This window comes from Hoylesella loescheii DSM 19665 = JCM 12249 = ATCC 15930, from assembly GCF_000378085.1.
In the GTDB taxonomy this organism is placed as follows: Bacteria; Bacteroidota; Bacteroidia; order Bacteroidales; family Bacteroidaceae; genus Prevotella; species Prevotella loescheii.
This window is the reverse complement of sequence record NZ_KB899210.1, coordinates 374,096-389,114: the sequence shown is the minus strand read 5'-3', so window position 1 is coordinate 389,114 and position 15,019 is coordinate 374,096. Positions and strand designations below refer to the sequence as shown.

General features: G+C 44.8%; 11 protein-coding genes. 8 read left to right on the top strand and 3 right to left on the bottom strand.

From position 1 onward, the window contains the following. Positions 1 to 14: 14 nt before the first annotated feature. The 5 genes from F453_RS0101520 (at position 15) to F453_RS0101500 (ending at position 5,658) form a co-directional block, all read left to right on the top strand. The gene (locus F453_RS0101520) at positions 15 to 395 is read left to right on the top strand and encodes a TraR/DksA family transcriptional regulator (RefSeq protein WP_018966413.1); all 381 of its coding nucleotides are present in this window, start codon (positions 15 to 17) and stop codon (positions 393 to 395) included. 88 nt (positions 396 to 483) lie between these two features. Further along, complete coding sequence (locus F453_RS0101515) at positions 484 to 1,164, top strand: lipoprotein signal peptidase (RefSeq protein WP_018966412.1); 681 nt, start codon at positions 484 to 486, stop codon at positions 1,162 to 1,164. Between the two features lie 11 nt (positions 1,165 to 1,175). Continuing rightward, entirely contained in the window at positions 1,176 to 2,048 is an 873-nt protein-coding gene (locus F453_RS0101510; protein WP_234398238.1) for a DUF4296 domain-containing protein, read from the top strand. A gap of 288 nt (positions 2,049 to 2,336) precedes the next feature. After that, positions 2,337 to 3,989, top strand: a complete 1,653-nt coding sequence (locus F453_RS0101505; RefSeq protein ID WP_018966410.1) for a M23 family metallopeptidase — start codon at positions 2,337 to 2,339, stop codon at positions 3,987 to 3,989. A 19-nt stretch (positions 3,990 to 4,008) separates the two neighbouring features. Then, a complete protein-coding gene (locus tag F453_RS0101500) occupies positions 4,009 to 5,658 on the top strand; it encodes a dipeptidase (protein WP_018966409.1) in 1,650 nt (549 codons plus the stop codon). Between the two features lie 290 nt (positions 5,659 to 5,948). Here the strand turns inward: F453_RS0101500 and F453_RS0101495 are convergent, their stop codons facing one another. After that, positions 5,949 to 7,223 carry a M64 family metallopeptidase gene (locus tag F453_RS0101495; protein WP_009235488.1) on the bottom strand — a complete coding sequence of 425 codons (1,275 nt, stop codon included), beginning with the start codon at positions 7,221 to 7,223 and terminating at the stop codon, positions 5,949 to 5,951. Between the two features lie 212 nt (positions 7,224 to 7,435). After that, complete coding sequence (locus tag F453_RS0101490; protein ID WP_018966407.1) at positions 7,436 to 8,350, bottom strand: glucosaminidase domain-containing protein; 915 nt, start codon at positions 8,348 to 8,350, stop codon at positions 7,436 to 7,438. A gap of 345 nt (positions 8,351 to 8,695) precedes the next feature. On the opposite strand from F453_RS0101490, the gene F453_RS0101485 reads away from it, so the two are divergent. The 3 genes from F453_RS0101485 to F453_RS0101475 all read left to right on the top strand — a co-directional run bounded on the left by F453_RS0101485 (position 8,696) and on the right by F453_RS0101475 (position 13,300). Further along, on the top strand, positions 8,696 to 9,094 hold the full coding sequence (locus F453_RS0101485) for a 2-amino-4-hydroxy-6-hydroxymethyldihydropteridine diphosphokinase (RefSeq protein WP_018966406.1): 399 nt from the start codon (positions 8,696 to 8,698) through the stop codon (positions 9,092 to 9,094). Positions 9,095 to 9,219: 125 nt separating this feature from the next. Next, positions 9,220 to 11,178: an ABC-F family ATP-binding cassette domain-containing protein gene (locus F453_RS0101480; RefSeq protein ID WP_018966405.1), complete on the top strand. Its 1,959-nt coding sequence runs from the start codon at positions 9,220 to 9,222 to the stop codon at positions 11,176 to 11,178. An 88-nt stretch (positions 11,179 to 11,266) separates the two neighbouring features. Beyond that, complete coding sequence (locus F453_RS0101475; protein WP_018966404.1) at positions 11,267 to 13,300, top strand: M13 family metallopeptidase; 2,034 nt, start codon at positions 11,267 to 11,269, stop codon at positions 13,298 to 13,300. Between the two features lie 1,246 nt (positions 13,301 to 14,546). On the opposite strand, the gene rlmH is transcribed toward F453_RS0101475, so the two are convergent. Further along, positions 14,547 to 15,017, bottom strand: a complete 471-nt coding sequence (rlmH, locus tag F453_RS0101470; protein ID WP_018966403.1) for a 23S rRNA (pseudouridine(1915)-N(3))-methyltransferase RlmH — start codon at positions 15,015 to 15,017, stop codon at positions 14,547 to 14,549. Positions 15,018 to 15,019: the final 2 nt, after the last annotated feature.

Sequence of the window (15,019 nt, the reverse complement as noted above, 5' to 3'; positions counted from 1 at the left end):
ACCCTATCTAACTTATGGCTAACAAAACACGTTACAATGACGAAGAACTTGAAGAGTTCCGCCATGTAATCAATGAAAAGCTGAAGCTGGCACGCCGTGATTACGAAGCGATGATGCGTACTTTGATGAATGCAGACGGAAACGACGTAGACGATACTTCACCAACCTATAAGGTTTTGGAAGAAGGAAGTGCCACACAAAGCAAAGAAGAACTGATACAGCTGGCTAATAGGCAGCAGAAGTTTATTACCGGGCTTGAAGCCGCCCTTGTGCGAATTGCCAACAAAACCTATGGTATTGACCGCATAACAGGCGAACTTATACCCAAACAACGTTTAATGGCTGTTCCCCACGCAACGTTAAGCGTAGAGTCGAAGAACGCACGCAAACGTTAAAGGAGTAAGCCTTAAAGCTACAGATGTCTTGCCCCTGCAACAGCATTTGCGGGGCAAGGCATTGTGCTGAACAACAGAAACACCATTTATGGCAAAAGGAAAAGAAATACTGACAGATGGCCGCTTGGCCATATTATTGGTGATTGTAATCCTCATCATTGACCAAGTTATCAAGATTGAGGTAAAGACAAGCATGTCGCTTGGTGAGGCCATCCACGTTACCGACTGGTTTTACATCGACTTCGTGGAGAATAACGGCATGGCATACGGCATGACTTTCATCAACAAGTTGGTTCTTAGCATTCTGCGATTGGTGGCTATCACCGTTATCGCACGCTACATTTGGAAGGTGGTTAAGCAAGGTATGCGTACGCGGTACATTGTTTTCCTATCCATGATTTTAGCGGGTGCGGTGGGCAACATGATCGACTCCATGTTCTACGGACTAATATTCAATGCCTCTACGCCATTTACTGTGGCCTCGTTTGTTCCCTTTGGCACAGGCTATGCCGACTTTTTAACGGGCAAAGTGGTAGACATGTTCTACTTTCCACTCATCGTAACCACCTATCCTGAATGGTTCCCGTTTAAGGGCGGAGAGCAATTTATATTCTTTAGTCCTGTGTTCAACTTTGCCGATGCAAGCATTAGCGTTGGCGTAGTGTGTCTTTTGCTCTTTTGCAGAAAGGAGTTGGAAACTATATCGCTCAGCTTTTCTAGGAAGAAAAAAAACACTGACGAGGAAGAAAAAAACACTGACGAGGCGTAAAGGAGATTGCTGTGAAAACAATTGTCGGTATATTCATGTTCATTTTGCTCTTGGTTACCACCATAGGCTGTAAGCCTGGGGTGCCAAGCAAGTATATTCAACCCAACGAGATGGAAGAGATTCTCTACGATTACCACCTTGCTGGGGCGATGGCACGCAACAATATGGGCAATGGAAAAACTGAATATGCCTATCGTTTGGCTGCATTGAAGAAGCATGGTGTTGACCAAGCGAAGTTCGATTCGTCGATGGTGTACTACATGCAAAACACCAACATGCTCCATGAAATATACCAACGGCTTTCAAAAAGGCTCGAAGCAGAAGAACTTGCCCTTGGTGGTGCGGCTGCCAATTACGACCGTCTTGCATCCAAAGGCGACACAACTAACGTTTGGAATGGTGACCGTTCTGTGGTACTAACCAGTCAAGTTCCTTATAATATATATTCATTCGTGGTGAAACCCGACACGAGTTTCCATAAGGGAGATCGCTTCTTGCTAGAATTCGACACACAATTCATTTTCCAAGAAGGCAATCGTGATGCCGTGGCAGTATTGGCTATGACGCTGGCTAACGACAGTGTAGTGGCACAGACCATACACATTTCTGCTCCCTCGCATTTCACTTTGCAACTTAACGATGACGAACGTCTGGGAATCAAGCGGATAACCGGCTACTTCCTTCTCAATAATGAGAAGCCTTTTGGAGGTATGCAAACCACACTCCGGTTGCTACCCATCTACAATATCAGGCTCATTAAGATGCGCACAACCACCTCTAAACAGCCGAAAGAACTGCCTGAGCCCAACAAGATAGACTCAGCTGTAACCATAGACAACCGTGAGCAATGGACAAGCGAAAACGATATGCCGCAAACACGGTAGTTCATGGCAACGTAACACTAAGGAATGGAGTGGTGACAATAGAGCAATCAATGGTAGAAAGCTACTTACCACTCTGTGGCGAACAAGCCAATACCGTTTGGCTTGGCGGTGAAATTATTCTAAAAGAGGATGCAAATGGATCGCTTCAGGCATTCCACAACGGGATATTACTAGAATGAGGACATACCGAGAAGCAATCCTACGCCTTACATTTGGCAGTTTATCGCCTGCATCTCACAACTTAAACAGTGCCTTTCCACCTTCTAATTGACAACAAACAAGTATGGCATGACGAACATCATATTATCTATAACAATGGCAGCCAAGGTGATTTTCGGGTCACCTGTAAACTATCCCATCGCATTGGCGGGTAACTTTGGCGAACCGCGACCTAACCATTTCCATGGTGGGGTGGACGTTAAGACCGACGGGGTAGAGGGAAAACCTATCTTCTCGATAGGCGATGGCTACGTGTCGCACGTCTCTGTGGGTTATGATGGCTTTGGTAACGCGGTGTATGTTCACCATCCCGAGGGTTATACCAGCGTCTATTGCCACCTAAAAACCTTTACGCCAGCCATCAAGGCCATGGTGAGAAAATGGCAATATACCAATAAACAGTCTACGGGCGACATTTGGTTTAAACCAACCGACCTACCCGTGGCAAAAGGACAACTCATCGCCATTAGCGGAAACTCTGGCGCATCAGAAGCCCCACACTTACATCTAGAATTGCACGAAACACGCTCGGGCGATATGCTCGACCCTCTCGACTTCATTGGTCAACATGTTGAAGACGGTCTGCCACCCATGGCACACGGTTTTATGGCTTATCCTGTTAATGGAGAAGGGGCCTTTAACAATGATACGGGTAAGTCTTCGCATTCATTCACCTCACACAATTTACCCCATAAATTCAGTGCTTGGGGGAAAGTGGGATTTGGCGTTTGGGCCAACGACTACATGGAAATAACCTACAATCGATATGGTGTAAAGAAGACCGAGCTGCTTGTTGACGGCAAAACCGTTTTCAAAAGCAATGTCAATCGCATTCCATACGAAAGAACTGTGCAGGTAAACGCATGGGGCGACCATGAACATTTCTTGCGATACAACGTGTGGTACATGCATTCGTTTCTATACCCTGGTATGGGATTGCAAATGTTGTCTGCCGACAAAGACAAGGGTATAGTAAACTTTAACCAAGAACGGGATTACCATTTAGAATATGTTCTGACCGATTTTAAGGGTAACACAAGTAGGTATACCTTCACAGTAACGGGAAAAAGACGTACTTTTGCCCCCAAACAACCTGCCAATACACTGCGAAGTGTGTATTGGAATAGGCCATTCGTCTTACAAACAGATGGCGTGCAGTTGTTGATAAAGCCTAATTCTGTGGCTTATGCCGTTGCCTTAACACCGAAAATAAGTTGTAAAGACAATGCGCTATCCAGCTATTGCACATTCACAAATAACGCCGAACGCCTGTTTCGTCCCGCACGAATAAGTCTGAAATTGACGAGAACGGTAAAAGACACATCGAAACTATATATCAGTGGGCGCGGTTATAACACACGTTATTTTGGTGGAACATACGAAAAGGGATGGGTTTCGGCAAACATGCGTGACCTACACCTACAATATTCCATCGAATACGACGATGAACCACCTGTGGTTTCGCCTGTGGGGCAAGGCAATTGGAACGCAACCAAGATCATTAAACTAGGTCTTGAAGATGAAAAGAGCGGTGTAAACACGTACGAAGGTTACATAGACGGACAATTTGTGTTGTTCGAGGACGTGCCATTAAGTCCGTGGGTAGCATGTAAACTGACTGAAACACCACTCAAACGCACGGGTAAACAGCGCCACTTAACCTTCTTTGCCACCGACAACCAAGGTAACAAGAGGCGTTTTGAAACAAATATTCTTTATTAATCAAACTAATTATACAGTTATGAAGAAGCTATTGCTAATTGCCGCCTTCTCCCTAATAGGGCTGGGCAGCTATGCTTGCACCAACTTCATTGTGGGTAAAAAGGCAAGCAAAGATGGGTCGGTCTTCTGCACATATAATGCTGACGACTACGGTATGTTCATCGGATTGTGCCACTTTCCTGCAGGAAAACACGCTAAAGGCGAAATGCGTAAAGTGTTTGATTGGGACAGTCACAAGTATCTAGGTGAAATTCCAGAGGCTCCAGTTACCTACAATGTTATCGGAAATATCAATGAATACCAAGTATGCATTGGTGAAACGACATACGGTGGGCGTGAAGAGATGACCGATTCAACCGGTTTGCTAGACTACGGTTCACTGATATACATTGCCCTTCAAAGAAGCAAGACGGCACGCGAAGCCATCAACGTGATGACTACTTTGGTAAATACGTATGGCTATTACTCAGGAGGCGAAACCTTTACGATCTGTGATCCCAACGAAGCTTGGATTATGGAGATGATGGGAAAGGGAGCAGGAAGCAAGGGTGCAGTATGGGTTGCCGTACGCATTCCTGACAATGCTATCTGCGCGCACGCAAATCAAAGTCGCATAACGAAGTTTATGCAGTATCCCAAAGGTGACGTAATGTACTCGAAAGATGTTATCAGCTTCGCACGTTCAAAGGGCTGGTACACGGGTAAAGACAAGGATTTCTCTTGGCGCGATGTGTATGGCGAACCTACTTTCGGAGGAAGAAGATTCTGCGATGCACGCGTTTACAGCTTCTTCAACCGTTTTGCCGACAACTTCGACCGCTATTTGCCTTGGATTCTTGGTAAGGATGCCAATGCGGAAGACATGCCTTTGTGGATTATTCCTAACAAGAAGGTGAGCTTCGAAGACGTCGCTGCTGCCATGCGCGACCATTATGAGGGAACGCCTTTGGCACTAGATAGCACGAATGTGGGGGCTGGTGTATGGCAGATGCCTTATCGTCCCACGCCACTTTACTTTACGGTAGATGGCAAAAAATACTTCAACGAACGCCCCGTTTCTACACAGCAAACTGCTTTCAGCTATGTAGCTCAGTTGCGTTTGTGGTTACCGCGACAGATTGGTGGTGTTCTTTGGTTTGGTAACGACGATGGAAACATGGTACCATATACACCTATCTACTGCGGAAACACTGTTCAACCAGAGTGCTATAACACCCCAGGCGCTGATGCAGTAACCTTCTCAGATAAGAACGCATTTTGGGTTTGCAACTGGGTTAGCAATATGGTCTATCCACGTTATAGCCTTCTTTTCCCAACACTTAAAGAGGTACGCGACAGTCTAGAGAATAGTTATCTGGCCCAACAAGCCCAAGTGGAGAAGCGTGCAGCCGAGCTTTATAGCAGTGATGCTTCAAAGGCCATTAAGTATCTGAACGATTATAGCAACGAGCAAGCACAGTCCATGCTGAAGAACTGGAAAGAGCTAGCCACCTTCCTTATTGTGAAATATAACGACATGGCTGTTAAGCCCACCGCAGGGCGTAGCTTCAAACGGAACAAAGAAGGACTTGGAGCAAAGACAAAACGACCTGGTTACCCCGATTCTTTTGCTCGCAAGCTCGTAAAAGAAACAGGCGATTGGTATGCTGTGCCAGAAGAGAAGAAATAATTTGGCACTAAACATTTTGCTTTAAGCATAAAAAGGCAAGTGTTGTAAACGCAAAGCTACGAAGGATACATAAGGATTAAAAGCCCTTCATTTGCCTTTAACGACATATAAAAGCCCCACTGCACGACCACATTCGCTGGTCTAGCAGTGGGGCTTTTGTTTGTTCTCACATTGTTAATAGGCACATTCTACGATTTGCAGAAGTGTGAATCGTATGTTGAAAGAATATTTCAGTAGTGCAATTAACCACTTACAAGCTCTCTAATAAAATGTTAGTCCAACACAAATAGCTATTTTGTATAGAAGTCGATAAACCTTGTTAGAGCTTGCGTACATACTGGACAGAACTCTGGGAACTCATTCGTGCGCATCCTACAATCCTGATAGCCACGGTAAACACCCTTTAAACTGTATCCCGCACCTTCATAAGCACCAACCGTATTCTTGTTTTTTGCAGTTGCAGGTGTAGGTATTGGCGTGTTCTTCTTAACAAGGTTTTCCCATTTTCCTTTGAAATTCACCAATGTAGTGAGGTTTTCTTCCCACGGCTCGATGTCGCGTGGATACATTGATATACTCTCTGCCTCGTATGCATACTCATCACCTAGTCCGGCAAAGCTATGCCCAAATTCGTGTACAACAACAGGTTTGAACTTCTCGTGATGAGTCATCGACAGGTTATAAGAGTTAAGGATGCCACCACCGCCATACTTTTCAGTGTTCACCAGCACGATAATGTGTTCGTATGGCGTGCCAGCCAGCCAGTCGTGCAGTTCAAACAAGTTCAAAGTAGTAAGGTATCGGTCGCTGTAAAACGTGTCAAAGTGCGAGTGTAACGCCGTATTCTTCCATACACCCTTAGAAGGCTCGCTCGTTCCGCTTTCCTTTGAGGGTGATTTCACGGCCACAATATTAAACCGATTACGTGTTGACTTGAATGGTTCGTGCGCAAATAAGGCTTCAGTAGCTTCCTTCGCATCCTTTAGAAATACGTCCATCTCGGCCTCCGTGTATCCTTCTGCAATGTATGCGATATGAATACAACGGCTTGGATCTGTAGCCTTTTGAAGCGTTTCGTAAGGAGTTACGGTCGTTTCGCCTAGTTTTCTAATCAAAATATCTTTGGGGGCAACCGTATGGGTTAGACTAGCCACGACCTGCCGACGATTGTTTCGCAGGTCAACGGTAATCTCAACCGTGTCTTTCGGCATTGGAACAAGGAACACATTCTCGAAAGATTTGGACGAGGATTTGGCTTCGTCGTAGGTTAGCCATTCTTGAAACAATGTGGAGAAAGAGTTACGATAAATCACTTGCTTATCTTTCTTTCGTCTAACGGTAATCTGTCCGTTACCCTCAACAGGAATTTCGGATAGTCTTTGCCGCTTGCCATACCATCCGGGCATGACATTTAACTTAGCCACAGAAATCTCTTGCTTGTTCACATTACCTGCAAAAGTATAGTCTATTCGCAGGGTTCGATTTTCAAACTCATCGTCGAAGCGTTGCGACCACGCTGTCAACGTACTCGCCAAGGCGAGAATAGATAAGAAGAGTGTCTTCATTTTATAGTATGATGTTAAACGATAATAATTGTCTAGATTTATTAGATATAGGGAGATTATGCTGTTGCGTTGTTGCATGATACAGGTTACTGTTCGTGTAAAGAGGGTCACACAATACGCAAAAAGCATCTCGGCACGAATCAGAGAATATGCAAACGCCCATAGAGTAGGGCGTCTGCAATTCACATATTCTTGGCAATTTGCGGCGTTTTTTAGTAAACCCGCAACACGTCACCTATCTTTATCTGGTAGTCGTCGGACAGATCGTTCATCTTATACAGACTTTTTAGGCGTATACCATATTTCTGTGCGATGTCGTACATGCTCTCTCCTGGCTTAACGACGTGAGGTCTGTTCTTGAAATCCTTATCTGCATGCTTGCGCTTCTTTTTGAGATAGATGATGTCGCCTTCAGCTAAAACATCGTCTTTAGAACGTTCGTTCGCCCTTGCTAATGACTTTTCGGACAGTTCTAATTCTTCGGCTAACGATTTAAACGTATCTCCTCTTCGTGCGCGTAGATAGTAATTGTCGTTATACTTGTATATCGGGTGCAAGCGCATATTAGCGCTTCCTGGCTGATAATTGCCTGCATGTTTTGTTAAGAACTTGTCGTAGCTGGTAGCCGTGTCGTAAATATACAACTTATACAGTTCGATTACATTTATCAATTTCGTTGCATAGCCAGGGTCAGTTGCATATCCACATGCCTTTAACCCCTTAGCCCACCCACGATAGTCGGTAATAGCAAGTAAAAAGAGCTGCTTATATCTGCCACGCTTTAAGAATTGGCTATGGTCTTCATAGCTGTCTTTTGCGCTTTTATATGCCCTAAAACATTCATTTTTTGCGTCATCATCATGATATGTCTTGCGTCCTGTCCAGTCATGGCACTTTATTCCAAAGTGGTTGTTCCCATTTTTCACCAGTGCACTTCGTCCTGCGCCACTTTCCAACAGCCCTTGCGCCAATGTGATACTAGCGGGAATGCGATGTTTAAGCATCTCTTCGATAGCCAAATCCTTATATTGGCTGATGTAAGTTTGGTACACCGAGTTCCACCGCAGCTGAGCCGAGGCGGGGATAACAAGTGCTATGGTGACAAGTAGTACGGATATTTTCTTCATACGAAACTGATTTTGTCCACAAAAGTAATGATTATTATTGGAACTTCGCACATTCCGAAAAGCTTATTATGCACATTTCAACCATTCTTCACCTTGTTGCGCCATTTTTATAAACAATTAGCTATTAACATCAACAAATCTGCGTACCATTCATAGCCCCATTATCAATCCACTTCAGGTTCTTTAAAGCATCTATTCCTTTTTGATTTTGTAAGTTCATCCACTTGCTGGCTTGTCACCCCCATTGCTCTAATCGCCTTTTAGGATTTACACATTATATTATATACATAGCAGTTATTATTTGTTCGTTTTTTCGTACCTTTGTGCGTCTAACGATGTTATCAAATGAACCAACAAATGCATTACATCTTATTAGCTTTGGGTAGTAACACCTTGGCTCAGCATCATATAGAGCTTGCCAAGGCTTTTCTAACTGCTGCATTCCCCAAAATACAATTCTCGCGTTCGCTTGTCACCCCGGCAATAGGCATTGTTTCCCCTCCATTTATAAACTGTTTGGCTCAAACATACTGCTGCGAGCAAATGGCAGATGTACTAGCCACACTCAAAAACATAGAGACTACGATGGGAAGTATGCCTGAAGAACGGAGAAAAGGCATTGTGAAGATAGACATAGATTTGTTGCAATTCGATGAAACAAGACATAAGAGAGACGATTGGGAAAGGGATTATATACAACTATTAATTAAAGAGTTAGGCCACAAACAAAAAACCAACACTTAAACGACGCGGTGGTGAACTGCATTAAGTAAACAATACAAAATGCAAGAATAGCAAAGCTTATCCTAAAACAATCGCCCATACTTTGAAACAAAATGATTAACTTTGTGCGAATAAAAAACAAATAAATGATTTCAGTTGAAGGTTTAACGGTAGAATTCAGTGTAAAGCCACTATTTAAGGATGTTAGTTTTGTGGTGAACAACCGCGACCGCATCGCCTTGGTTGGCAAAAACGGCGCAGGGAAGTCTACCATGCTCAAGATATTATGCGGAAAACAAAAGCCCACAGCAGGCAATGTGTCGGTTCCTTCAGGAACAACCGTGGGATATTTGCCACAGGTTATGGTGCTTGAAGACGACACCACCGTTAAGGAAGAGGCGCGAAAAGCCTTCGCCGACAATACCGAACTGAAAACGCGGGTGGAGCAACTGAACAAGGAACTGAGTGAAAGAACCGACTACGAAAGTGAAGACTACATGGCCCTTGTTGAGCGATTTACCCACGAACACGAACGCTACCTGATGCTGGGTGGCAACAATTATGAAGCCGAATTAGAGCGGACGCTTATTGGATTAGGATTTAACAGAAACGACTTAGACCGTCCTACAAGCGAATTTAGTGGTGGTTGGCGCATGCGTATTGAGCTGGCGAAGATACTTTTACGTAAACCCGACGTGCTATTGCTTGACGAGCCCACCAACCATTTGGACATCGACAGTATTCAATGGCTCGAACAGTTTCTCGCGCAGAGCTCCAGTTCGGTGGTACTTGTTAGCCACGACCGTGCATTTATTAACAACGTAACCAACCGCACGCTTGAGATTTCGTGTGGAAAGGTGATTGATTATCGGGTGAAGTACGACGAATACGTTACGCTAAGGGCCGAACGGCGCGAGCAACAATTACGTGCATACGAGAACCAACAAAAGGAAATAGCGGATATGAAAGATTTTATCGAGAAGTTTCGCTATAAACCTACGAAGGCCGTTCAGGTGCAAAGTCGCATCAAACAGTTAGATAAGATTGTGCCGATAGAGGTAGACGAGGTAGACACTTCGGCCTTACGACTGAAATTTCCTCCGTGTTTACGGAGTGGCGACTATCCCGTGATATGCGACGATGTACGTAAAGATTACGGCGAACACACTGTTTTCGATCATGTTACGTTTACAATTAAACGCGGTGAGAAAGTGGCTTTTGTGGGTAGAAACGGTGAAGGAAAGTCTACTTTGGTAAAGTGCATCCTCAATGAGATACCCTACACGGGCGACCTAAAGATAGGGCATAACGTTCAAATTGGCTATTTTGCGCAAAACCAAGCTCAATTGCTAGACGAAAACTTAACCGTTTTCGAAACGATAGACAATGTGGCCAAAGGCGACATACGTCTCAAAATACGCGATATACTTGGCGCATTTATGTTTGGAGGTGAGGCATCGGATAAGAAAGTGAAGGTTTTAAGCGGTGGAGAACGAAGTAGATTAGCCATGATAAAACTCTTACTCGAACCCGTTAACCTGCTTATACTCGACGAACCCACCAATCATCTCGACATGCAATCGAAAGATGTGCTCAAAGAAGCCATCAAAGCGTTTGACGGAACTGCCATCGTGGTCTCTCACGACCGTGAGTTTCTCGACGGATTGGTATCTAAGGTGTACGAGTTTGGTGAGGGTAGGGTGAAGGAACACCTTGGTGGCATATACGATTTTATACGCAATGCCACTGCAGACCAGCCCAACAACGCCCTGCCAACAAGCATAGATTCGCTCTTACACACAGCTTCGGCTCCCGCGAAAACCGAAGAAATGCCTAAAGCCGACAACGAAAGCTATGCTCAACGCAAAGAACGAATGAAGAAAGTGAGTAAAGCGGAGAAAGCCGTTAAGGAGTGCGAGGCACGAATAGCATCTATGGAAAAGCGCATCGGAGAACTTAACGTCTTGCTTAGCGACGTTGACAACGCTTCGGATATGACGCTCGTAAGCGAATACACCTCTGTGCAACGGGCCTTAGACAATGAAAACGAAAAGTGGATGGAGCTAAGTGAAGCCCTCGAAGAGCTGTCGCAACAGGCTTCGTAGGAGGTTAATAACCTGCTCTTAGTTATCAATAAGCTTATAACTAGTACAAATATTTAATCATTATTACCCAATAACAAAAAAAGAAGACATGAACATGAAACAATTCTTTCCCGCGCTCTTAATGGTGGTTTCGCCCACATTGGGCATGGCTCAGGGGCAGTCGGGGCTCGTGATGTCAGACCTTGACAGGTCGGTTCGCCCTGCCGACGATTTCTATCAGTTTGCTACGGGCGGCTGGCAAAAGAACAATCCACTGCCAGCAGCTTATTCGCGCTTTGGAAGTTTCGACCAATTGCAAGAAGAGAACAACAAGCGCATCAACAGCATATTGAGCGAATTGCTGAAGAAAAAGTTCAAACCAGGTAGCACCGAACAGAAACTGTCCGACTACTACAAACTGGCTATGGACTCAACTCGCCGTGAGAAGGAGGGGTTAGCACCTGTTGCTGCTCTAATTGCTGAGGTTGAAAATGCCAAAACCAAAGGCGACCTCGAACAATTGCAACTTAAATATGCCATTTATGGTTATGGCGTAGGTTTCGGTTCGTACTTCGGTGCCGACGAGAAAAACGTAACAATGAACATCCTGACTATCAATCAGGGAGGGCTAACGCTGGGTCAGAAAGACTATTATGTAAACAACGATCCCGCCACGGTAGCCATTCGCGAGGCATATCACAAGCATATTGCACGCATGTTCCGTCTTTATGGTTTCAACGAGGCACAAGCCGAGGCCCGTCGCGATGCCATTTTCCGCATGGAAACGGCTTTGGCGTTGGTGTCTAAGAGTGTAACCGAACTGCGCGACCCACAGGCCAACTACAATAAAATGACCTTAAAGCAGTTTAAGGAGAACTATCCCAACATCAATCTCGAAGCTATGGCCAACGCCGAAGGCGTTAAGTCGGCCTATATACAAGAAATGATTGTGGGCCAACCTGGCTTCATGGCAGGCTACGACAAACTTTATGGGGCAGCAACTGCTGATGACTTGCGCGCTGTTATTGAGTGGGACATCATCCAAAATTCTGCTTCGTACCTCACTAACGAAATTCGTTTGGCCAATTTCGACTTCTTCGGCAAAACCATGAGTGGCCGAAAGGAGGAGTATCCTCTATGGAAACGCGCCACGAACCAAGTTGAAGCACAGATGGGTGAGGCTTTGGGCAAGATGTATGTTGCTCGTTACTTCCCCGAAACATCAAAGAAGATGATGGAACAGCTGGTGCGCAACCTGCAAATTTCACTAGGACAGCGCATCGATGCACAAACATGGATGAGCGACACCACAAAGGCGGCTGCACATAACAAGCTAAATAAGTTCTACGTTAAGATTGGTTACCCCAACAAGTGGATTGATTATAGCAAACTAACCATCGACCCAACGAAGTCGTATTACGAGAATGTGCTTGCTTGCCGAAAGTTCTCACACGACAGACACATTCTAACAAGAGCGGGTAAGCCCGTCGATCGCGATGAATGGTTAATGACCCCGCAGACGGTTAACGCCTATTACAATCCCACCACCAACGAAATCTGTTTCCCTGCAGGTATCTTGCAGCGTCCGTTCTTCGACCCCAAGGCCGACGAGGCTTATAACTATGGCGCTATCGGCGTGGTTATTGGCCACGAGATGACCCACGGTTTCGACGATCAGGGTAGACAATACGACGCCAACGGATATATGAATGATTGGTGGACGGCATCCGACGCGAAGGGATTTGAAGAGCGTGCTAAACTCTATGCCGACTTCTTCTCGAACATTAAGGTGCTTCCCGACCTCAATGCCAATGGTGAATTTACGCTCGGTGAAAACCTAGCCGACCATGGTGGACTGCAAGTGAGCTTCTTTGCCTTCAAGAATGTTGAAGCTAAAAAGCACCTTAAAAACATTGATGGCTTTACGCCCGACCAACGTTTCTTCTTGGCTTACGCTGCCGTTTGGGGACAAAACATCACCGAACAAGAAATACGTAACCGCACAAAGGCCGACCCACACGCACTTGGCAAATGGCGCGTGAATGGTGCGCTGCCCCACATCGATGCGTGGTACGAGGCTTTCGGTGTGAAAGAAAGCGACAAATTGTTTATCCCCAAGAACCAACGCCTATCGCTTTGGTAATAAGATAAAACTATAACAAGCAAAATCTGCCGTTGTTCAGCGTGGTTTAACAAAGGCCATTTTTGGGTCAAGCCATTGCCGAACAACGGCATATTTTTATCCGATAATGGCCTACGCCATATAAGCAAGTACTTATACAACACTACTACACAGATTGTTTACGGCCTCACGCGCACGTATATAATATATGAGTAGGGTGAATTTAACCATGAAAAACCAATAATTGTCAAAATGATTTCTCATGAAATACTTTCGAAGAAGTATGAAAACATGAACCAAGAGCAATGCATTTAAATTCAATAAGTTATGCTCTATCAACTCAATTAATACGCGAGTTCGGGATAAGAGCAATTTGTTATGCCAACTACCATGTAGCACAGGTTGGTGAGAAAACCATTTCTTTACCTAACCAGTCTTGTTCAGAAGGCATGGTATCTTATGCCGAACGCGCCAATTAACCCTTCCGTGGTTCGCACTTTCATAGCTCTGAAAATGCGCCTTCTAAGCCCTTATAATGTATGATTAGATTAAACGCCGTGTTAAATGTATTTTGGACGCCTGTTCCATATCATCTGGAATGCTGTTCCAGTTAAGCTGGAATACCATTCCGGCTAATCTGGAACAGGGTTACATTTTAGCTCTAACAAGGCGGGAGCTTAAAAAGCTCACTACAAGAGCTTATCGGGTGGGGAATGAAATGTGGCGTTTGGGCGTGGGAAGGATGAATGGGTGGCGGTGATAGGCAGAGGAATGAACCGCCTAGATGGTGCCAAGCTTGTGCCAAACGCTACGTGAATTCGAGATAAGATGTGATGATTTTTTGAGCGAGATAAGGTAAGAAACGAATAGCAATCTCACCAACTGGCACTACGCGGAAGCTTACACACCGAACTTCTCTTATCCAGAACTTGCATAATTAATGGTTCTTTTCTTTCTTACATGCATGTGGAACGCTCTTACAGACGATATGGAACGGTGTTACATGTAACATGTAACAACCCAGAAGTTATTAAAGTTGCATTTCAACCTTTATTTTTCGTTTCGCAAAAAGCTACTTCTTACAAAGCGTTATCAGTTTATATGCAATATGGAAGAGAATAATATCAATTCCATCACGGCTTGTTTAGTCACCTGTTTAATAAAGATATGAAGCAGGTTTAGAAATTTCTCATCATTTGCATGCACCTACATCCACAGTCATAAAGCCATCTAAGGCTATGTTAGGGTAGGGTGTACGCCCTTGCATCTACTCATGATGGTAAGGCTCTCCTTTAAGTATTGTACAGGCTCGATAAAGCTGCTCGGTGAAGATAAGGCGCACCATTTGGTGCGAAAACGTCATTTTAGAGAGGCTTATTTTTTCGTTTGCCCTGGCATATACGGCTTCGCTAAACCCGTATGGACCACCAACAACAAATACCAACCTACGTGTCACGTGCTGTTTTCGGCCTAACCAGTCTGCAAACTCCACGCTACGCATTTCTTTTCCATGTTCGTCGAGCAACACCAAGTGGTCGTCTGCCTGCAACTTCTTCAAAATCAATTCGCCCTCGGCATCCTTTTGCTGGCCAGCAGATATGTTTTTGGTGTTTTTTAGTTCGGGAATAACGCTGATGTAGAAAGGGATATAATGGCCAATACGCTTCGTATAGTCGGCAATAGCTGTCACAAAGACACTGTTTACGGTCTTACCAACGAGCAAAAGTTCAGCTTTCATGC